At 36.0% G+C, this 19,956-nt stretch carries 21 protein-coding genes; 15 read left to right on the forward strand and 6 right to left on the reverse strand.

Annotated features, from left to right (window positions below; all coding sequences use genetic code 11):
- Window positions 1-53: 53 nt before the first annotated feature.
- The 5 genes from opp3b to AC4G3O_RS07325 all read left to right on the forward strand — a co-directional run bounded on the left by opp3b (window position 54) and on the right by AC4G3O_RS07325 (window position 5,420).
- On the forward strand, window positions 54-983 hold the full coding sequence (opp3b, locus tag AC4G3O_RS07305; protein WP_066101463.1) for an oligopeptide ABC transporter permease: 930 nt from the start codon (window positions 54-56) through the stop codon (window positions 981-983).
- Window positions 983-2,011: an oligopeptide ABC transporter permease gene (gene opp3C, locus AC4G3O_RS07310; protein WP_066101462.1), complete on the forward strand. Its 1,029-nt coding sequence runs from the start codon at window positions 983-985 to the stop codon at window positions 2,009-2,011. Before opp3b ends, opp3C begins: the two co-directional genes overlap by 1 nt.
- An 18-nt stretch (window positions 2,012-2,029) precedes the next feature.
- Window positions 2,030-3,100, forward strand: coding sequence for an ABC transporter ATP-binding protein (locus tag AC4G3O_RS07315; RefSeq protein ID WP_066101460.1), 1,071 nt, complete (start codon window positions 2,030-2,032; stop codon window positions 3,098-3,100).
- A 1-nt stretch (window position 3,101) separates the two neighbouring features.
- Entirely contained in the window at window positions 3,102-4,049 is a 948-nt protein-coding gene (locus tag AC4G3O_RS07320; protein WP_066101457.1) for an ABC transporter ATP-binding protein, read from the forward strand.
- Window positions 4,050-4,232: 183 nt separating this feature from the next.
- Window positions 4,233-5,420, forward strand: coding sequence for a putative glycoside hydrolase (locus AC4G3O_RS07325; protein WP_375138407.1), 1,188 nt, complete (start codon window positions 4,233-4,235; stop codon window positions 5,418-5,420).
- Window positions 5,421-5,673: 253 nt separating this feature from the next.
- On the opposite strand, the gene AC4G3O_RS07330 is transcribed toward AC4G3O_RS07325, so the two are convergent.
- The gene (locus AC4G3O_RS07330) at window positions 5,674-5,862 is read right to left on the reverse strand and encodes a hypothetical protein (protein WP_066101454.1); all 189 of its coding nucleotides are present in this window, start codon (window positions 5,860-5,862) and stop codon (window positions 5,674-5,676) included.
- Window positions 5,863-6,155: 293 nt separating this feature from the next.
- Here AC4G3O_RS07330 and AC4G3O_RS07335 point away from each other — a divergent pair, with 293 nt between their 5' ends.
- The 7 genes from AC4G3O_RS07335 to AC4G3O_RS07365 all read left to right on the forward strand — a co-directional run bounded on the left by AC4G3O_RS07335 (window position 6,156) and on the right by AC4G3O_RS07365 (window position 13,877).
- Window positions 6,156-6,737 (forward strand): acetyltransferase, encoded by a 582-nt coding sequence (locus AC4G3O_RS07335; RefSeq protein ID WP_066101450.1) that lies wholly within the window; start codon window positions 6,156-6,158, stop codon window positions 6,735-6,737.
- 355 nt (window positions 6,738-7,092) lie between these two features.
- Window positions 7,093-7,488 (forward strand): transcriptional regulator SpxA, encoded by a 396-nt coding sequence (spxA, locus tag AC4G3O_RS07340; RefSeq protein ID WP_066101447.1) that lies wholly within the window; start codon window positions 7,093-7,095, stop codon window positions 7,486-7,488.
- Between the two features lie 259 nt (window positions 7,489-7,747).
- Window positions 7,748-8,407, forward strand: coding sequence for an adaptor protein MecA (gene mecA, locus AC4G3O_RS07345; protein WP_491136016.1), 660 nt, complete (start codon window positions 7,748-7,750; stop codon window positions 8,405-8,407).
- A gap of 193 nt (window positions 8,408-8,600) precedes the next feature.
- On the forward strand, window positions 8,601-10,118 hold the full coding sequence (cls, locus tag AC4G3O_RS07350) for a cardiolipin synthase (RefSeq protein WP_066101441.1): 1,518 nt from the start codon (window positions 8,601-8,603) through the stop codon (window positions 10,116-10,118).
- Between the two features lie 122 nt (window positions 10,119-10,240).
- Window positions 10,241-11,386 carry a competence protein CoiA gene (locus tag AC4G3O_RS07355; RefSeq protein WP_066101438.1) on the forward strand — a complete coding sequence of 382 codons (1,146 nt, stop codon included), beginning with the start codon at window positions 10,241-10,243 and terminating at the stop codon, window positions 11,384-11,386.
- Window positions 11,387-11,436: 50 nt separating this feature from the next.
- Window positions 11,437-13,248 (forward strand): oligoendopeptidase F, encoded by a 1,812-nt coding sequence (gene pepF / locus AC4G3O_RS07360; protein ID WP_066101435.1) that lies wholly within the window; start codon window positions 11,437-11,439, stop codon window positions 13,246-13,248.
- 146 nt (window positions 13,249-13,394) lie between these two features.
- Window positions 13,395-13,877 carry a GyrI-like domain-containing protein gene (locus AC4G3O_RS07365; protein WP_066101433.1) on the forward strand — a complete coding sequence of 161 codons (483 nt, stop codon included), beginning with the start codon at window positions 13,395-13,397 and terminating at the stop codon, window positions 13,875-13,877.
- 105 nt (window positions 13,878-13,982) lie between these two features.
- Here AC4G3O_RS07365 and AC4G3O_RS07370 read toward each other — a convergent pair whose 3' ends face one another.
- The 5 genes from AC4G3O_RS07370 to AC4G3O_RS07390 all read right to left on the reverse strand — a co-directional run bounded on the left by AC4G3O_RS07370 (window position 13,983) and on the right by AC4G3O_RS07390 (window position 17,233).
- Window positions 13,983-14,165, reverse strand: a complete 183-nt coding sequence (locus AC4G3O_RS07370; protein ID WP_490558863.1) for a hypothetical protein — start codon at window positions 14,163-14,165, stop codon at window positions 13,983-13,985.
- A 299-nt stretch (window positions 14,166-14,464) separates the two neighbouring features.
- Window positions 14,465-15,346, reverse strand: coding sequence for a ClpXP adapter SpxH family protein (locus AC4G3O_RS07375; RefSeq protein ID WP_066101430.1), 882 nt, complete (start codon window positions 15,344-15,346; stop codon window positions 14,465-14,467).
- Entirely contained in the window at window positions 15,339-15,743 is a 405-nt protein-coding gene (locus tag AC4G3O_RS07380; RefSeq protein WP_139891425.1) for a globin domain-containing protein, read from the reverse strand. Before AC4G3O_RS07380 ends, AC4G3O_RS07375 begins: the two co-directional genes overlap by 8 nt.
- Window positions 15,744-15,959: 216 nt before the next feature.
- Window positions 15,960-16,631, reverse strand: coding sequence for a lytic transglycosylase domain-containing protein (locus AC4G3O_RS07385; protein ID WP_066101424.1), 672 nt, complete (start codon window positions 16,629-16,631; stop codon window positions 15,960-15,962).
- Between the two features lie 5 nt (window positions 16,632-16,636).
- The gene (locus tag AC4G3O_RS07390) at window positions 16,637-17,233 is read right to left on the reverse strand and encodes a CYTH domain-containing protein (RefSeq protein ID WP_140461160.1); all 597 of its coding nucleotides are present in this window, start codon (window positions 17,231-17,233) and stop codon (window positions 16,637-16,639) included.
- A 269-nt stretch (window positions 17,234-17,502) separates the two neighbouring features.
- Between AC4G3O_RS07390 and yjbM the strand changes: the two genes are divergently transcribed.
- The 3 genes from yjbM (at window position 17,503) to AC4G3O_RS07405 (ending at window position 19,951) form a co-directional block, all read left to right on the forward strand.
- Window positions 17,503-18,126 carry a GTP diphosphokinase gene (gene yjbM / locus AC4G3O_RS07395; RefSeq protein ID WP_139891424.1) on the forward strand — a complete coding sequence of 208 codons (624 nt, stop codon included), beginning with the start codon at window positions 17,503-17,505 and terminating at the stop codon, window positions 18,124-18,126.
- Window positions 18,127-18,148: 22 nt separating this feature from the next.
- Window positions 18,149-18,943: an NAD kinase gene (locus AC4G3O_RS07400; protein WP_066102367.1), complete on the forward strand. Its 795-nt coding sequence runs from the start codon at window positions 18,149-18,151 to the stop codon at window positions 18,941-18,943.
- A 120-nt stretch (window positions 18,944-19,063) separates the two neighbouring features.
- Window positions 19,064-19,951 carry an RluA family pseudouridine synthase gene (locus AC4G3O_RS07405; RefSeq protein ID WP_066101416.1) on the forward strand — a complete coding sequence of 296 codons (888 nt, stop codon included), beginning with the start codon at window positions 19,064-19,066 and terminating at the stop codon, window positions 19,949-19,951.
- The last annotated feature ends 5 nt before the right edge of the window (window positions 19,952-19,956 follow it).

A 19,956-nucleotide genomic window follows, 5' to 3' on the forward strand; every position in this document is an offset into this window, starting at 1 on the left:
GAAAATTCAGAATAGAAAAACAATTGCCAAAAACTGAAAAAGGGGGGCTAATAATGCTGCGATATACATTACAACGGATATTCTATATGATTATTACTTTATTTGTTATTACAACTGCTACCTTTTTCTTGATGAAAATGCTGCCGGGATCTCCGCTGAAAAATCAGGAAAAGCTTACTGCTGAACAAAAAGAGATTATTTATGAAAAATATGGACTGAATGACCCAGTGCCGAAGCAGTATGTCACTTATATGACAAATTTAGTTAAAGGGGACTTAGGTACTTCTTTCCAATATGACAACAGACCGGTTACAGAATTAATTGCTACACGGATTCCAAATTCTGCCCATCTGGGTTTTCAAGCTTTGCTGTTTGGAACGATTGTTGGCCTAATGTTAGGAATAGCTGCTGCACTGCGTCATAATACATGGATAGATTATGGTGCCACTGTTATTGCTGTCCTGGGTGTTTCGATCCCATCCTTCGTTTTTGCAGGATTTTTACAGTATTTCTTAGCCGTTGAAAATCAAATCTTCCCGGTTGCTTTCTGGGATGGATTCGAATATACGATTTTGCCAACACTGGCGCTTTCCGCTGGGGTTATAGCAAGCATCGCTCGTTTTATGAGGTCTGAAATGCTAGAAGTTATGGGATCGGATTATATTACTCTTGCAAAAGCAAAGGGTTTATCTGGTGTAGCTGTAGTATTTAAGCATGGTATAAGAAATGCATTGATTCCAATTATTACGATTCTTGGACCAATGGCTGTCAATATTATGACTGGAACACTAATAATTGAACGAATCTTTGCTATTCCTGGATTAGGGGAACAATTTGTTAACTCTATTAATATGAATGATTATCCAACCATTATGGGTACTACGATTTTTTATAGTGCACTATTTATTCTTGTAATCTTCTTGGTGGACATCATGTATGGAATTGTTGATCCTCGTATCCGCCTTGCTGGGGGGAAAAAATAATGGAAAATAATCTAAAGACAGAAAACCTTTCTCCAGAATTATTTAAGGTTGTAGGGCAAGAATCTCATGAAGCAGAGAAAATCGTTCGCCCCAGCCTAACATTTTGGCAGGATGCATGGAGACATTTACTTAAAAATAAAGGTGCAATTTTTGGACTTGTCATGGTTGTGATCTTCGGTCTTTTAGCAATCTTTGCACCAATGACGTCTGGTTACACATATAAGCAACAGGACATAGCAAATTCTAAATTGCCGCCTCGTGTTCAGGGGTTGGAAAATATCAGCTGGCTTCCATTTGATGGTACAGATAAAAATGGTGTGAATGTCTATGAAAAAAATGGTATTGAAGACAGATATCACTGGTTTGGTACAGATGATTTAGGGCGTGACCAATGGACAAGGGTTTGGTACGGCGCAAGGATTTCCTTGTATATCGCTATATTGGCAGCCGTAATTGAGTTTTTCATTGGTGTAACCTATGGAGGGATATCCGGTTTCTTTGGAGGCAGAATTGACGCTGTCATGCAGCGTATTATTGAAGTGCTCGTCGGTATTCCATATCTAATTGTTGTTATTTTAATGATCCTAATTTTCGAAAAACCTGGGGTAATTTCGATTACACTCGCCATGGTTATAACCGGTTGGATAGGAATGGCTCGGATGGTTAGGGGGCAATTCCTGAAATTAAGAGATCAGGAGTATGTTTTGGCTTCGAAAACGCTAGGTGCTTCAAATAGAAGCTTAATATTCAAGCATTTACTACCAAATGTATTAGGACCCATTATTGTTACATCGATGTTTACAATTCCGGGAGCCATATTCACCGAGGCATTCCTAAGCTTTATTGGTCTGGGAATTGCTGCACCTGAAGCTTCTTTGGGTTCTTTAGTAAATGACGGTTTTAGATATATAAAATCATATCCATATTTATTGATCATTCCATCCTTAGCTATCAGTATACTAATCTTAAGCTTTAACTTATTGGCTGATGGTCTCCGTGATGCGCTTGATCCAAAAATGCGAAAATAATAGGGAAGGAGAATTATAATGGAGAAATTACTTGAAGTAAAAAATTTGCATGTCTCCTTCGATACCTATGGTGGTGAGGTTAAAGCTGTACGTGGAGTTAGTTTTGACTTGTTCAAAGGAGAAACATTGGCAATTGTTGGAGAATCCGGTTCCGGAAAATCCGTTACAACAAAGGCATTAATGAGATTAATTCCGAATCCTCCAGGACGTATAAAAGAGGGACAAATACTTTTTGGAGAAAATCGTGACCTTGTTAAAATGACTGAAAGAGAAATGCAACGAATTCGCGGTAAAGAAATGTCAATGATATTCCAGGATCCGATGACTTCTTTAAACCCAACCATGAAAGTCGGTAAGCAAATTATGGAAGGGTTAATCAAGCATCAAAATTTAAGCAAAGCAGCTGCCCGTGAGCGAGCTATCGAGCTTTTAAGATTAGTAGGGATTGCCCAGCCTGAAATTCGTATGAACCAATATCCTCACCAATTCTCAGGCGGAATGAGACAGCGTGTAGTTGTAGCGATTGCTCTTTCATGCAATCCAAAAGTGCTGATTGCAGACGAACCAACAACAGCCTTGGATGTTACCATTCAGGCCCAAATACTAGAATTAATGAAGGATTTACAAAATAAAATTGATACATCCATTATCTTTATTACACATGATTTAGGAGTTGTTGCGAACGTAGCTGATCGTGTAGCGGTTATGTACGGAGGACAAATTGTTGAGACTGGAACGGTAGATGAAATTTTCTATGATCCGCGCCATCCGTATACATGGGGGCTATTATCCTCAATGCCTAGCCTAGATAATAGTGGGGATGTTGAGCTTACAGCGATTCCTGGTACTCCTCCGGATTTGATTCATCCACCGAAGGGGTGTCCATTTGCACCAAGGAATCCCTATGCTTTAGCAATTGATTATGAAAAGGAACCGCCTATGTTCCAGATTTCAGATACTCATTTTGCAAAAACTTGGCTCCTACATCCTGATGCACCAAAAGTAAATCCACCGGAGCTAGTCCAACAGCGTATTCGCCATATGGCCTCCAATTTTGAAAAACCTGTACAAGTAGGAGGGGTTAACTAATATGGCTACAAAAGAAAAAATTATCGAAGTCAAAGGACTTAAACAATATTTTAATGTTGGTAAACCGAATATGGTTAAAGCGGTGGACGATGTATCTTTTGAAATCTATAAAGGTGAAACATTCGGTCTGGTGGGAGAATCTGGATGTGGCAAATCTACAACAGGGCGATCCATTATCCGTTTATATGATTTGAGTGGCGGAGAAGTCATTTTTAAAGGGAAAGAAGTCCATGGCAGAAAATCAGGTAAGGATCTAAAGCAATTTAACCGAGGTATGCAAATGATCTTTCAGGATCCTTATGCTTCATTAAATCCTCGTATGACTGTGGGCGATATTATTGCTGAAGGCATTGATATACACGGATTAGCGAAAAATAAGGAAGAACGTATGAAACGCGTATACGATCTTCTTGAAACGGTTGGACTTAACCGTGAGCATGCGAGTCGTTATCCGCATGAATTCTCTGGTGGTCAGCGTCAAAGGATTGGGATTGCCCGTGCACTCGCAGTGGATCCTGAATTTATTATTGCCGATGAGCCAATCTCAGCGCTTGATGTTTCCATTCAGGCACAGGTTGTTAACCTTCTGAAAAAGCTTCAAAAAGAAAAAGGGTTAACATATTTGTTCATCGCGCATGACTTGTCAATGGTGAAATACATCAGTGACCGTATTGGTGTTATGTATTATGGTAAATTGGTAGAAGTTGCAGACAGTGAAGATCTATATAAAAACCCAATGCATCCATATACACAATCTCTACTTTCTGCGATTCCTCTGCCGGATCCGGAAAGTGAACGCACGCGTAGAAGAAAACCGTATAATCCGGACGTTCATGGTTATGATGAAAATGAACAACTAGAAATGCGTGAGATTGCACCAGGACATCATGTATTGTGTTCATTAAATGAATTTGAGCAATATAAAAAAACATATATCAAAAAAAATTAGTATGAACCGTTTGTGGTTCACGAGTCTTATTTGGAATATGTAGCAAAAAGGTTATCCTTCTGTGGATAGCCTTTTTGATGTATTTTTGGAAAAAGAGGGAAGTGAGATGTTTTTTCATATTTATAGGAGGTATAATAATAGTGACATGAAGGAGTGATGTGGGGGATGAAATTGGTTAAAAAAATGGCAGTGTTAATGTCAATCCTAATGATAGGGACACTGTTTACAGAGGTATCATATGCTGCTACAGAGGCTGAAAAAGAGTTTTTACTACATAGTGGACAGAGTATTGTTCTAGAAAACAAGGAACTTCCTGAGGGGATGCAACGATTTATAAAAGAATCGAAATATTCATTTACATATCCTGATGCAGTAAGAGGCATTTATGTGACAGGAAATTCTGCAGGGGGCAGTAAATATAAAGAACTGGCAAAATTAGTGGATACAACAGATTTGAATGCGATGGTGATTGATATAAAAGATGACTTCGGTAAATTAACCTATAAACCAGATGCATCTAAGCCATATGCTGAAGCTGGAACAAATCTAATTAAAGATCCAGATAAATTATTAAAGGATATGGAAAAAAGAGAAATCTATCCGATTGCCAGAGTGACGGTTTTTAAGGATAGTTATTTGGCAAATAAAAAACCTGAATGGTCATTTTTAGATGGAAAAGAAGTATGGAAAAATGGCAGAGGAGAATCATTTGTTAACCCATTTGTAAAAGATGTATGGGAATATAACGTTGAGATTGCAAAAGAAGCAGCTGAAATGGGTTTTCAGGAAATTCAATTTGATTATGTTCGCTTTCCCGAAGGATTTGAGAATCGCGATAAAGAATTGAAATACTCAGTGGGTAATTACGGAGATAAAGCTGTAGATAATGTTCAGCATCGAGTAAATGCTGTTACAGACTTTGTAGAGTATGCTAAGAGTGAATTAGAGCCATATGGAGTAAAGGTATCAGTTGATATTTTTGGCTACTCTGCTACTCTTCCAGAAGCGCCTGGGATAGGACAAAACTTCTCTAAGATATCTGAGCATGTTGATGTCATTTCTTCTATGATCTATCCGAGTCATTGGACATCCTATTTTGGAATTGCCAAGCCAGATTTAGAACCATATAAACTTGTAAAAGAATACGCAAAACTAGAGAATAAAAAATTGAGCAGTTTAGAGAGTCCGCCAATCTCCAGGCCTTGGATTCAGGATTTTACGGCACCATGGCTAGGTAAAGGAAATTATAAGCAATACGGAAAAAAAGAAGTAGAAGATCAAATTAGAGCGTTAAAAGAAGAAGGAATCAATGAGTATTTATTATGGAACTCAGGAAACCGTTATACCTCCGGAGTAGACTATAAACAATAATAAAATCATATAAGCTGAAACAAAGGATTGGCTAAAAAAAGCCAATCCTTTTCTTTAGCTTATTTCATACTCCAATCGGGTGAGAATTTTTATTAGTAATGTATAATTTGGGGAATTTTATCAACAGGTTCTTAAGAAGTAGAATACTGGCTGCATCCGCCATTTATAATAATGTTTAAAGCCAGTGATGATTATGCAGTTTATTTCGCTACGCGAATACAGCTCTGTTAGGAAGGTTAAGAAATTGAAATGGTTATTTGTTTTTCTTGCCGCCAACCTTATTAAATCCGGTTGTTGATCTGTTCGTTTGTATCACAAACTCAGAACGCTTGTGCCTGCCGAAAATCAGATTTCCAATACCATTTGTTAATGGACCCATAAAAGCAGTTAGACCAATAATTAAAAAGGATACCAATATAAAATCAAGGATATATTCGCTCATTCGTTCCTCCTTTTATATTTCGACTGTGTAAATTTCTTTACATTTTTATTGTAATAGATTAAGAAGTGGGAGAAAAGGGAAAAGGTAACTTGGTTGCTAAATTTTATACATTTAATAAAATATATCACCTTAGAAGATAGAAAAAATCATGCGAATAGGCAGGATGCTTGTTCTAAACTATTAATCCATGAGATAGGTAACACCTATCATTTAACAACCTATAAGAATATGTATGAATGTAAAATCAAAATTACTAGATACGAACTAGATAAACAAAGGAGCAGATACATCAGATGAGTTGGTATAAAAGATTGCGTGAATATTTTCCGGAAGAGGAAATGAAATCAGAAGAACATATAAACATGCTGTTAAATCATGGCCAAAAGGACTACTTCCTTGATAATGGGAAAAATCATATTTTATTATATGCAGAGAAAGAGAACTTTATCTTTGTTGATTACTTATATGTGATGGGTAATGCAAGAGGAAATGGTACAGGAAAAAAGGTTTTGGACAAACTGAAATTGAAGGGAAAACCAATCTTTTTAGAAGTAGAGCCGATAAATGAGTCGGAAGAGGATTCAGAGAAAAGATTACGATTTTATAAACGAGAGGGTTTTAAGCATGCGAATACCGTCTCCTATATTAAAAATTCACTCGCTACAAATAAAGATGTAGAATTGGAGATTCTTTATTGGAGTCCGGAAGCAGATAAGCATATGGATCAAGAGGTATTAGATGGAATGAAAGAAATCTATCGTGATTTGCATACTTATAAGGATGAAGAATTATATGGAGGGAAATACCGGCCAACTGAGAAAGCCTTGAAAATAAAAGAAAATAAATCTGATATTTTAGATGAAATAACAAGCTGAAGATTTAACTTCAGCTTGTTTTCTTTTTACCTCAAATGTTTAACGGCTTCGCTCTAGGGTATATAAATAATAGAAATTATTTAAAAAAAGAGACACAGGCCAAATGAAATAGGGCAAAGGAATGGAGTAATATAACAATTATTTCAATAATATGATAGTAAGGTTAATGTTTAGTAAACCCGGAAACATTTTCTAAAAAATCTCTACACATTCCATTATTAATCATGTATAATAATTTTATATGTTCCTTAATTATAATTATTTTAATTTAGATAGTATCATAAGCATTGTGAAATGTTAAATATATAGCTCTAACGGGATAAGGGAACTTAAAGAATAGGGAGAGTGACAGGGAATGGTTACACTTTACACATCACCTAGCTGTACGTCATGTAGAAAAGCAAAAGCTTGGTTAGAAGAACATGATATTCCATATAAAGAACGTAATATTTTTTCTGAATCATTAAGTCTTGATGAAATAAAAGAGATTTTACGTATGACTGAAGATGGTACCGATGAAATCATTTCAACACGCTCGAAAACTTTTCAAAAGTTAAATGTAAATCTTGATAATTTACCTTTACAGGAATTGTTTAATATCATCCAACAGAATCCCGGATTATTAAGAAGACCAATTATCATTGATGAAAAACGTCTGCAAGTTGGTTACAACGAAGATGAAATCAGACGATTTTTACCTCGTAAAGTAAGAACATTTCAACTTCGAGAAGCACAGCGCTTAGTTAATTAATTTTTATATTGTTCATAAACCCCCTTCCTGGACAGCGAAGGGGGTTTTGGTGTATCTTAAATTATTAGACATAATTATTTTATGAAATATAGGCTTTTTGTTTCCCACTATTTACTATTTATCATAAAATATAACTACCACCTGCTTTATAAAAAGAACATCCATGATTAACATTTTTAAAAACAGGGAAAAGATATAACAACCTAGTTTGGGGGTATATCCCTTCAATTACCTCAAACCAGAAGGGAGAGAGTGAATCATGGAAATCGAACGTATTAATGAGAATACTGTAAAATTCTACATTTCATATGGGGATATTGAAAAGCGAGGCTTCGATCGAGAAGAGATCTGGTATAATCGTGATCGAAGTGAGGAACTTTTCTGGGAAATGATGGATGAAGTGCATGAAGAAGAGGATTTTACTGTTGAAGGCCCACTTTGGATTCAAATCCAAGCACTTGAAAAAGGGTTGGAGATTTTAGTTACTCGAGCGCATCTATCCAAGGATGGCCATAAATTCGATTTGCCAATTGATGATCCCGCCAATTCCGTTGATGTGAAGATAGAGTCTATGCTTGAAGAGCATTTTCAAACTAACCAAGCAATAGATGAGCAAATAACAGAGGATGATACATTGGAATTTGTCCTTTCATTTAAAGACTTTGAAGATGTCATTGCATTAAGTAAAACGAACGGAATTCAAGGAGTTGTGACCAAGTTATACTCCTTTGAAAATATATATTATTTGTATGTAGAATTTCCAGATGGAGAGTTTGTGGAAGAAGAGATTGATAATAAGCTATCAATTATACTTGAATATGCTGATGAATCTCCTGTTACAATCCATCGTCTTGAAGAATATGGAAAAGTCGTTATACCTAAAGATGTATTCTCGACTGTAAGCCAATACTTTTCTTAATACTCATTAATTGAAAGCTGATTTCCACTTGGAAGTCGGCTTTTTAGTTCTTAAATTGGTCTGGAATCACCACATTGAGGACCCCCTATTTAGAAAGTGTGATTGAAAAACTAATCGAGGGTTTGCGTCATTCAGACCATATTGGGGTATAGATAATGAAAGTTTTCAATGAAAAATGGATAAGGTGAGGATTATGAAGAATTTTATTAATGTTCTTTTATTTATCGCAATTTTAGGGATTGTGGGATTTATATATCAGAAAAATTTCGATGGGGATTATATTCAATATGGAAGTATATTATTTACAATAACTGTTGTTTTTATTGGATTTATTATATTCCTGGAAAATCGTCATCCTGCCCAGACACTAGCATGGTTAATCGTTTTGGGTGCTTTTCCGGTAGTTGGATTCTTGTTTTATTTGTTATTTGGAAGGAATTTTAGAAAAGAAAAGATATTTAAGAAAAAATATTTTTTAGATAAGCAAAAGTATATGGATATTACAGGGGAAAGTGAGAAAAGATTATTAAGATTAGATAATGAGAATCATGATTATAGCCAATTGTTTAATCTAGCTGATCAGATTGCCAACACCCCTATCTCTTTATCTACGGAGACTAAAGTTCTTACAAATGGAAAAGAAACATTTAATTCTATTAAAGAAGCTTTATTGCAAGCAAAACATCACATACATATGGAATATTATATTGTTCGCCATGATACCTTGGGGAATGAAATTAAAGACATACTTATTAATAAAGCGAAAAACGGGGTGAAAGTTAGATTTCTTTATGATGCAGTCGGATCATGGACTCTTTCAGGGGAATATATTAAGGAAATGAGAAAATGGGGGATTGAGGTAGTGGCGTTTGGCCCTGTTAAGCTCCCCTTTTTAAATAATAAATTTAACTTTAGAAACCATCGAAAAATTGTTGTAGTGGACGGAGATATTGGCTTTGTTGGTGGTTTAAATATCGGTAATGAATATTTGGGTAAAGATGAGAACTTTGGATTTTGGCGTGATACCCATTTGAGGTTAAATGGAGAAGGAGTCCGCAGTTTACAATTAATCTTTTTGCAGGATTGGTATTACATGACCAATCACAGTTTCTTAACAGATGAGTATCTTGCTCCTGTAACAACAGATCATGAAAAAGGGCATCATGGGGGAGTACAAATAATTGCAGGTGGGCCTGATAATGAATACAGTACCATTAAAAATATATTCTTTTCTATGATTGTTTCTGCAAAAAAATCAGTTTGGATTGCCTCCCCTTATTTTATCCCAGATGAAGACATATTTTCTGCCTTGAAAATTGCTGCTCTAAGTGGTATTGATGTTCGCTTATTAGTACCTAGTAATCCGGATAAGAGAATTGTCTTCCATGCTTCGAGGTCCTATTATCCTGATTTATTGGAGACAGGAGTTAAAGTCTATGAATATCGTGAGGGTTTCTTGCATTCAAAAATCATCATTGTAGATGGAGAACTTGCATCTATAGGTACCTCAAATATGGATATGAGAAGCTTTCACTTGAACTTTGAAGTCAATGCGTTTCTCTATAAGACCGATAGTGTACAAACATTAGTAAATGATTATCTACATGACTTATTAGTTTCGAATGAGCTGCATATTGAGGTATTTAAAGGTAGACATTTCGGTATGAGAATGATGGAATCATTATTTAGACTACTATCACCGATGCTATGATGAAAAAGCTCCGCCTAGTTGAAAAGTTCAACAGATGGACATATAGAGTTCATTTAGAATGAAGGTTTATTAAATAGATAACGAGAATTTGATAGGTATCCTATAGGAAAAGGAGCCTGTACATGCTGGTTGCAATTAATAAAGAAGATAAACAAATTCATGCCAACCAAATTATAAAGAGACACGAGGAAGAGTATCGCTGTCCTGCTTGCCGGAAACGTGTGATATACCGTTCCGGCCCGCGGACGATTCCCCATTTTGCTCATCAAACAAAGGGGAATTGCCAAGCAGCAACTGAATCTGAAACAGCAGATCATCTATCAGGGAAAAATAATTTATACCGTTGGTTAAGAAGCTGTCAGTTGGATGTTGAACTGGAGAAATATATAGCTATCATAAAGCAAAGACCTGACATTTATGTAAAGAGGAAAAATCAATATTATGCAATCGAATATCAATGTTCATCTATTCATGAAGAGTTATTTTTGAAAAGAACAAAAGGATACTTGGATGCAGATGTTGTGCCTATCTGGATTTTTCACAGCCACTTCATTAAAAGAAACGGAGTTTATCTGTGGAGGCTAAATTCACTCCTTAAATCTGCTCTTAGAAAATCTTCATCACCTTTTCTCCTCTTTCACAACCCCAAGCAAGCAAATTCCATACTGGCATTTGTGAATATTATACCTGTCTCAATAGAACAATGCTTCGGTCAGATGGTATTGTTATCTGAGGGAATGGATCTGGAAAGTATCTTATCTCCACCCAAGCAAGAAATCCCTTATTTAAACGATTGGTTTAAAAAACGTACTCTGCAACTTATGAATGAAATCCGTTTTAAAGGCTTGCAAAGTAAGCTGATTAAAGAATTATATCAGGTTGGGATATCTCCGTTTAAAATCCCTGAATTTGTTGGTGTTCCATTGTTAAGCGGCTGTATGTATGGAATGCCGGCGACTGTCTGGCAAGGATTAATCTATATCGATTTACTGAATTGCTTTAACCTGCATGGAAGAATCAGTGAAGCATGGATTCGGTCAAGATTTTTGGAAAGAATAAAGAAGAAGGATATAATTTTAAATCAATGCCCTTTAATGAGCCAGGATATATTTACCGCATTGAAAGAATATCTGAGATTCCTTGAAAAAATTGATTATTTGGAAAAAATAGATGTAAATCATTATATAATAAGAGAAGACTTCATTTTAGACGATCATTTTGAAGAGATAATCAAATTGAGGTTATTCGATTTTTATGAAGGGAATTAAAGGTATTATGAAGAACTTTATGAAAGAAGCAAATGATTGGAGGGAACTGCATGGCTGCAGATATTAAACAATTACCTGAAAGAAAAGATATACCTGTAGAAGATACTTGGAGACTGGAGGATATCTTCCCAAGCGATGAAGCATGGGAGAAGGAGTTCAAGGGCATTTTGGCTGAATTGCCAAAAGGCGATCAATATAGAGGGAAATTAGATGAGAGTGCTGATACCTTATGGCAGGCTTTGCAATTTCAGGATATGATTACTGAAAGACTTGGACGTTTATATACATATTCTCACATGAGATATGACCAGGATACCGGTAATACATTTTATCAGGGAATGGACGACCGCGCCCGGAATTTATATTCTCAGGCTGCCAGTGCTTTTTCGTATATTTTACCTGAAATCCTTGCAATTAAAGAAGAAACAATTAATCGGTTCATGCAAGAGAAAAAGGAGCTTTCCTTATATGAACAAACTTTAAAAGAGATCAATCTGCAAAGACCCCACGTTCTATCAGCAGAGGCAGAGGCTTTATTGGCTCAGGCATCAGAAGTGATGGGAACTGCATCCAATACTTTTGGCATGTTAAATAATGCCGACCTTCGTTTTCCTACAATTAAAGATGAGAACGGGGAAGAGGTTGAACTGACTCATGGAAGGTACAGCAGATTTTTGGAGAGCAGTGATCGTAGAGTTCGTGAGGAAGCCTTTAAAGCGATGTATAAGACATATGGACAGTACCGAAATACGTTCGCAAGTACATTATCCGGGACAGTGAAGAAAGATAATTTCTATGCAAAGGTACGTCATTATGATTCTGCAAGACATGCAGCTTTAAGCAATAATAATATTCCGGAAACCGTATACGAAAATCTAATCAATTCCATTCACAACAATCTGCATTTACTACACCGTTATGTGAAGCTTCGTAAAAAACTTTTAGGTGTGGATGAATTGCATATGTATGATTTATATACACCTTTAGTGAAAGACGTGAAGATGGATATTTCCTATGATGAGGCTAAAGAATATATTCTAAAAGGGCTTGAGCCTTTAGGTGAGGAATACATCAATGTATTAAAAGAAGGGTTCGAAAACCGTTGGGTAGATGTTCACGAAAATCGCGGTAAACGAAGCGGCGCATACTCCTCAGGTTCATATGGAACTAATCCATATATTCTAATGAACTGGCAGGATAATGTGAATAATCTTTTCACATTAGCTCATGAATTCGGCCATTCTGTACACAGTTTTTACACACGCAAAAATCAGCCATATCCATATGGTAATTATTCGATTTTCGTAGCTGAAGTAGCATCTACTACAAACGAAGCCCTGTTGAATGATTATTTGCTTAAAACAATAGATGATGAGAGCAAGAAAATTTATTTATTAAATCATTATCTTGAAGGTTTTAGAGGAACAGTATTCCGTCAGACGATGTTTGCGGAGTATGAACACATTATTCATAAGATGGCACAGGATGGAGAAGCTCTGACTGCTGAAAGCCTAACACAAAAATATTATGAGCTTAATAAAAAATACTTTGGTGATGATATTGTTATTGATGAGGAGATTGGTTTGGAATGGTCAAGAATCCCTCATTTCTACTACAATTATTATGTATACCAATATGCAACTGGATTCAGTGCAGCAGCAGCGTTAAGTAAACAGATTTTAGAGGAAGGGCAGCCGGCTGTTACGCGCTATATTGAATTCCTAAAAGCAGGCTCAAGTGATTTCCCAATTGAGGTTCTTAAAAAAGCAGGTGTAGACATGACTTCACCGAATCCGGTTGAAGAAGCTTGTAAAGTTTTTGAGGATAAATTAAATGAGCTGGAAGCTCTTTTAGATAAATAAAAATAATTCGAGGATTTTTTAAACCACCCCTTAGAAGTTAGACACCAATTTAACTTTTAAGGGGCGGTTTTTTTAAAATGGAATTAAATGCTGAAATTAAACTTAATGATTCCAGTACTAGTAACTCTAGAGGAGGGAAATAACCCTTGGAGGAAAAAGTTTTACACAATCCAAAAATTGAGGATCTTAGTGAAACTAAATTAGTAGGTTTTCGAGTTTTATGCGATAGCGAACAATATCTAAATGAAATTCCAAAAGCAGCACAACTTCTTAATGAACGTATGAATGAAATTCAACAGGTTACCAATTCATCTGTACAATATGGGGCATTTGTTGTTGATAACTATTCAGAAACTGAAGATGGTTATTGGATATGTGTTCAAGTTAACGAGTACGAGGATATACCGGATGATATGGTTTACTTAACGATTCCGCCTCAAAGATATGCTGTAGGCAAACATAATGGAGCTAATTATAGTATTAGAGATACATATGCAAGATTACACGCTTGGATTGAAAAAAACGGATATGAAAGACAATTAGATAAATGGCATTTAGAGAGGTATCATAGTTGGAATAATAAAGATAATCTAATTATTGAGTTATTGGATACTATTACAGAATCTTAAACTCTAAAAGTAAGTGCAGGCCAATCAAGAGAACTCGCCAATTTTCTGCGAGCTCTCACTTTAATTTATAACTATAACCGGTAGTTTTAGGCCAACTTAAGGCTTTTAGAATCCCTTGAATTTTTTTTGATAACCAAGACTATAGATAAAGATGAAAAAAGAGAGAAACAAAATAGGTGACGATACATAGAGAGGAATGATCCGCATAATCCCAAACAGCTGCAGGGGAATAGAAAATAAAACTAATAGGATTAAACTGCAAATATAAATTTTTTTCATAGAAATCATCCTTTATTACATAAGATAATTTGTACTGATTTCTAAAGAATATGGCAGAGGATAACCAAGTATGCAGTAAAAATGTCAGAAATGTGAATTAATGAACAAAGTGCTTGCATATGTGAAGAGAATTTGTTATATTACTATTGTGAAGTTGATCACTAGCAAACATTTACCCCTTTGTTTGACCGTGAAAAATTTCTCCCATCCCCTTTGTTCGTATGAAGAATAAGACTCTGTCCGATTACAGAGTCTTATTCTTATTTATACGGAAAAATATTCTAGGATAATAATTATAATGACGGTTTTTAATCGTTTTCTGCATATCTCCAATACGTTATGTTAGATGATGGTATCCTCTCAACCGTACGCTTCAAGAGTAATTTTTTCATTTCCCTTTCAACTTCTTGCTTATCCATTCGGTAAATAAATGTAATCTCATGAGTATTAATAATTTGAAAATCCTTAATACAGTCCTCTAAAGAGGGGAGTGATTGTGCTTTAGGCGGAAATCCTAACATCTCCTCAAGTATTTGAACATAAACTTCATAAGGGTAAGCCCCTGTTACCTTTATACCTTCATCTTCCATCTTTTGATTAAAGAAGACCAGGCTAGGCAGGTCAGTGACATCCATTTCTGATGAGATTTTTAAATCACATTGAAAAGCTTTTATGGCACTTTCTGAATTGATATCACGTGAAAACTCATCACAATCTATCTTGGCTTTATGAGCGCAGGCTAACAATGTATGCCAATTCGATACACTTTTTTGATCAAGAAATAAAGCCTCCTGAATTTTCTTAAAAAAACGATATCCAGCCTTCTTTCCTTGCATTTCTGCAGCTTTAATCGCGATAGGGGTGATATATAACGAGCTTTCAGGATTGTTGATCCAGATATTATCATCACAGGAAATACCCGACCTGTTTGCAGCTGAAAGGAATGATGGAAATGGGTGCTTAGCATTTGTATGCTTTCTTTCCACTTTTTTGCTAAACACATACTTTAAAGCAAAGTAATGTCCATATTCTAATTTCAGTCGTTTTATAATTCGTTCCAGCTCAAAGCAAATTGAACAAGTAGGATCTATAAATAAATAGATTTCTAATGGTTTTTCCAACGGTTTAAAATATTGATGGACAGACAGCCAATCCTGCCATTTTGGAATTGAAGAGTCATGCTTATTCATAACTATCACCTTTTTGCTGGATATCGTTTGTATTTATCATATGCTCAGCTGTTAAGGTAAGTCTGCCCAGCAGATACTCTCTTAAAGGAGAATCTAACTGAATACTATCCATAGCCTTCTCCATACAGCTCAGCCAGGCTTTTGCACGCATAGGTGTAATTTCAAAAGCAAGATGTCTTGCTCTCAGCATGGGATGACCATGTTCCTTAGTATACAAAGAAGGTCCACCAAGAAACTGAGTAAGAAATTGTTTCTGTTTACGAGCTGTCTCTGTAAGATCATCTGGAAAAATAGGAGCTAGCAGCGGATGCGAACCCACATGATCATAAAATGCATCTATTAATTCAGATAACCGCTCTTTCCCTAATGCATCATATGGAGTTGGATTTTCTGCCATACATTATTCTCCCTCCATGAGTTGATAAGAATAATTTTAACAAGCAAGACTTGAATTATCCAATATACTGCTTTTTTTCCTGATTTTATAAGATTTTGAAGGGTAGATGCTAGCAGAGAAGCTTAGTAGAAGGTTATTGATAGTTCTTCAATTTGCATATATAAGGGGAAATAAAAAACTGTTCATTTTATGAACAGTTTTGCAGGTTTGGTTATTTTATGCGTAATAGGAAGTCATGACTTTATTTACATAGTTTTGCGTTTCTTTAAAAGGCGGTACACCACCGTATTTATCAACATTTCCTGGACCTGCATTATAAGAAGCTAAGGTCAATTCGATATTTCCATTATATTTAGTCATCATGGATTTAAGATACTTGGTTCCACCCATAATATTATCATAGGGGTCCATGATATTGTTTACGCCAAGAGATGAAGCCGTTTTGGGCATTAGCTGCATTAAGCCTGATGCCCCGGCTGAGCTAATGGCATTTGAATTATAGCCGCTTTCCTGCTGTATGACGGATCTGATTAATTTTTCAGGGACGTGATATTTATTGGAAGCTTCTTTTATAATGTCATCGTATTCTGTATTCTGATTCATAATTGCTGTACCAGTAGTTGATTGATTAGTAATTGGGACTGGATTGTACGCAATGGACGGAGAAGACGGAATGCTGCTGTTGATTATAGTAGCCAATGTACCTAATCCCGGATTGGCAGCAAGTGCATTATTCGTAGGATGGCTGACGGATGAAAGAACTTCATTCAGCAGAGCCTGAAATAAATTGGCAGAAGAAGGTGCCTGAGTTACAGAATTACTATCTGTTGGCCTCAGGGATCCGAGAGCTTGAAGCTGAATAATCGTATTGATGTCTCCTACGTTCATTATGTTCACTCCTTAGTAAGGTATAGTATCATTTGATTATAAAAACGTTGAACTTTATTTTCAGTTGGACGAAACGGAATGCCAGATTCTGATAAAAGCAGGTCAAATTCTTTCTTTCCTTGATCAAAGTTGTCCACTTCAAATTCTACCTCATAATCCTCTATTTGGAAATAGGAGCTATTATCTAAAACGAGCAGGCCGCTCTTATAAGGAAGCTCAACCCGTTTCGTTGTCAAGGTACCAAAATAACGAATTTCTTGTGGGTTGATTTTTAGATTTTTAATTCTTTCAGAGATTTTGCTATCAGGGATACCACCATCTTTTATGATTTTATTAGCTGTATCAGAGTCTATATCCCAGTTAGTTTCCAATAAGCCTTTTTGATTTTCAAGAGGCTGTTTAAGGGTCATCTCATAGGATGAATTTTTTTCACGTATACGTAAAGCTGAGGTATATTTTTTTAAGTCAAATGTAACTGTGTCAAAGTAATGATTTTTTTGTACTGTAAAATGTTCTGGCTTTATTTTAAAACGTTGCATGAGGTGGTTAAATTCCTCAAATGTCAGCAAATTTTTGAATTCAATTTCGATTTGTTCGCTCATATGTACATTCCTCCATGATAAACTTATGTATAACTATTATGACTTTTTGAATAGATAACATCAATCTTAGATATCCGTATAATCTTTGTGTTAAAATGGGTTTGAGCAATTTAGGGTAATAATTAGTACTAAATGTATTCATTAGCATGGTTGAATAAAGACGATTAATTCATAAAATACATACTAATACATGATAATGTCTTCGATTCTGAGTTTTCCCTTGCTCTCAATAACAAGAATATTGAAAAGTATTTCAGGTGGTGGAATCCATGAGTAGAAAATGGGATGAATTTTTAGCCCCCTATAAACAGGCGGTTGATGAGTTAAAGATCAAATTAAGGGGTATAAGAACCCAATGTGACTTAGAAAAAGAACATTCACCAATAGAGTTTGTTACAGGTCGCGTTAAACCGATCGCGAGTATCCTGGATAAGGCTTACCAAAAGCAAATTCCTGAGGAAAGACTTGAAATGGAATTACAGGATATAGCCGGTCTTCGAATTATGTGCCAATTTGTGGATGATATAAAACAGGTAGTTATGCTGTTACGACAAAGAACTGACTTTGTAATTATTGAAGAAAGAGACTATATTACAAATAAAAAAGCAAGTGGATACCGTTCGTATCATGTAGTTATTGAATATCCGGTTCAAACGATTCACGGAGAGAAAAAAATATTAGCGGAAATACAAATTCGTACCCTTGCCATGAATTTCTGGGCTACGATAGAGCATTCACTTAATTATAAGTATAACGGACAGTTCCCGGAAACATTACGCAATCGCTTAGAGAGATTAGCTGAAGCAGCTTTCCATATGGATGAAGAAATGACACAGATCAAAATGGAAATCCAGGAAGCGCAGCAATATGTCTTTAAGAAGAGGGGGAAATAACACTTTACAGGTGGGGATTATGATGAAATATGCAGTTACGTCTAAAGGAGATACCAAATCCAATCATTTTATGGAGCAAGTGAAGGATCAATTGGATAGTCTGGGTGTTATTTATGATGAGGATCAACCTGATGTTGTTATATCTGTCGGCGGTGATGGAACATTGTTATATGCCTTTCATCGTTATAGCTCACGTCTTGATAAAACAGCATTTATAGGTGTACATACGGGTCATTTAGGTTTTTACGCTGACTGGAGACCTGAAGAGATTACAAAGCTAGCTAATGCTATAGCTAAGACGCCTTACCAAACTGTTGAGTACCCACTGCTGGAGGTTACTGTTCGATACAGTCACGGTGGCAGAGAGTCAAAATATTTAGCCTTGAATGAATCAACTGTTAAAAGTGTGGGGAGTACATTGGTGATGGACGTAGAAATTAGAGGGCAATCCTTTGAGAGGTTTAGAGGAGATGGTTTGTGCGTATCTACTCCTTCAGGCAGTACTGCTTATAATAAAGCCCTTGGTGGTGCTATTATTCATCCTTCCATCCCTGCTGTGCAATTGACGGAAATGGCTTCAATCAATAATAGAGTGTTCCGTACAATTGGATCTCCTCTAATACTGCCAGGTCATCATACCTGTATGATGAAACCAGTAACAAATGATGATTTTCAAATTACAATTGACCATTTAAGTCTTTTGCATAAAGAGGTAAAATCGATTCAATTCAGAGTGGCAGATGAACGAATTCGTTTTGCTCGTTTTAGACCTTTCCCATTTTGGAAAAGAGTTCGTGATTCTTTTGTTACAGAATAAAAAGAAAGTTATAGTAGGTGACCTAAAAGAATGCAATTGTCTTTTGGTCACCTTTTTTACTGAATAAATAATCCTTTAGCTTAAAAAGCTATAAATATGAATAATGAAAGGAAGGTCTCCATGGTGAAGCCATTTACATTAGAGTGGACAGTAGAAAATCAGGAAAGCAATAAAGTTTTGAGAGAATATTTGGCGGATAAAAAAATATCAAAATCAGCGTTGGCAGATATTAAATTTAAGGGTGGTTATATTTTTGTTAATCAGCAAGAAGTGACGGTGCGATACATATTAAAAACTGGTGATCAGGTTACCGTAATCTTCCCGAAAGAGGTGGGAAGTGAGCAGCTGATAGGTGAGAAGATACCTCTTTCTATTATCTATGAGGATAACTATGTAATGGTCGTCGAAAAACCGGCCGGCATGTCTACAATTCCATCTAGAGAGCATCCAGCCGGTAGCTTAGCCAATGCAATCATTGGCCATTATGAACAAATTGGCCATTCAGCGACCGTTCATATTGTCACAAGATTGGACCGGGATACGTCTGGCTTGGTCTTAATAGCCAAGCATCGCCATATACACCATTTATTAAGTTTGTCTAAATCTATAAAAACGGTGGAGAGAAAATATAAAGCAATCGTCACCGGTGTGATTACACCCTTGGCTGGAACAGTGGAAGAACCTATTGGCCGTATGGATACCAGCATTATTAAACGTGAGGTACGGGAAGATGGCCAATATGCATGCACGGAATATAAAACGCTGCAATTATTTGAACGGTATTCACTTGTGGAATTAAAGCTGCAAACCGGAAGAACGCATCAAATACGAGTACATATGGCACATTTGGGGCATCCGCTAATAGGTGATGATTTATATGGGGAAAGCAGACAACTGATTAAGCGGCAGGCATTACATTGTTATTCGTTGAAATTTCTTCATCCAATAACGGGGAAAGAACTTTCGTTTGAGAGTGAATTACCAGAAGATATGATGCAATTAATATAGGGCTT

This window comes from Bacillus sp. z14 (2026), from assembly GCF_058313575.1.

Coding starts and splice junctions, on each gene's coding strand:
- yjbM (WP_139891424.1), top strand. CDS start 17,503: ATGAGTAGAAAATGGGATGAATTTTTAGCCCCCTATAAACAGGCGGTT.
- AC4G3O_RS07385 (WP_066101424.1), bottom strand. CDS start 16,631: ATGAACGTAGGAGACATCAATACGATTATTCAGCTTCAAGCTCTCGGA.
- spxA (WP_066101447.1), top strand. CDS start 7,093: ATGGTTACACTTTACACATCACCTAGCTGTACGTCATGTAGAAAAGCA.
- opp3b (WP_066101463.1), top strand. CDS start 54: ATGCTGCGATATACATTACAACGGATATTCTATATGATTATTACTTTA.
- AC4G3O_RS07375 (WP_066101430.1), bottom strand. CDS start 15,346: ATGAATAAGCATGACTCTTCAATTCCAAAATGGCAGGATTGGCTGTCT.
- AC4G3O_RS07370 (WP_490558863.1), bottom strand. CDS start 14,165: ATGATTTCTATGAAAAAAATTTATATTTGCAGTTTAATCCTATTAGTT.
- opp3C (WP_066101462.1), top strand. CDS start 983: ATGGAAAATAATCTAAAGACAGAAAACCTTTCTCCAGAATTATTTAAG.
- AC4G3O_RS07390 (WP_140461160.1), bottom strand. CDS start 17,233: ATGAGCGAACAAATCGAAATTGAATTCAAAAATTTGCTGACATTTGAG.
- AC4G3O_RS07320 (WP_066101457.1), top strand. CDS start 3,102: ATGGCTACAAAAGAAAAAATTATCGAAGTCAAAGGACTTAAACAATAT.
- mecA (WP_491136016.1), top strand. CDS start 7,748: ATGGAAATCGAACGTATTAATGAGAATACTGTAAAATTCTACATTTCA.
- AC4G3O_RS07325 (WP_375138407.1), top strand. CDS start 4,233: ATGGCAGTGTTAATGTCAATCCTAATGATAGGGACACTGTTTACAGAG.
- AC4G3O_RS07315 (WP_066101460.1), top strand. CDS start 2,030: ATGGAGAAATTACTTGAAGTAAAAAATTTGCATGTCTCCTTCGATACC.
- pepF (WP_066101435.1), top strand. CDS start 11,437: ATGGCTGCAGATATTAAACAATTACCTGAAAGAAAAGATATACCTGTA.
- AC4G3O_RS07405 (WP_066101416.1), top strand. CDS start 19,064: ATGGTGAAGCCATTTACATTAGAGTGGACAGTAGAAAATCAGGAAAGC.
- AC4G3O_RS07400 (WP_066102367.1), top strand. CDS start 18,149: ATGAAATATGCAGTTACGTCTAAAGGAGATACCAAATCCAATCATTTT.
- AC4G3O_RS07335 (WP_066101450.1), top strand. CDS start 6,156: ATGAGTTGGTATAAAAGATTGCGTGAATATTTTCCGGAAGAGGAAATG.
- AC4G3O_RS07380 (WP_139891425.1), bottom strand. CDS start 15,743: ATGGCAGAAAATCCAACTCCATATGATGCATTAGGGAAAGAGCGGTTA.
- cls (WP_066101441.1), top strand. CDS start 8,601: ATGAAGAATTTTATTAATGTTCTTTTATTTATCGCAATTTTAGGGATT.
- AC4G3O_RS07330 (WP_066101454.1), bottom strand. CDS start 5,862: ATGAGCGAATATATCCTTGATTTTATATTGGTATCCTTTTTAATTATT.
- AC4G3O_RS07355 (WP_066101438.1), top strand. CDS start 10,241: ATGCTGGTTGCAATTAATAAAGAAGATAAACAAATTCATGCCAACCAA.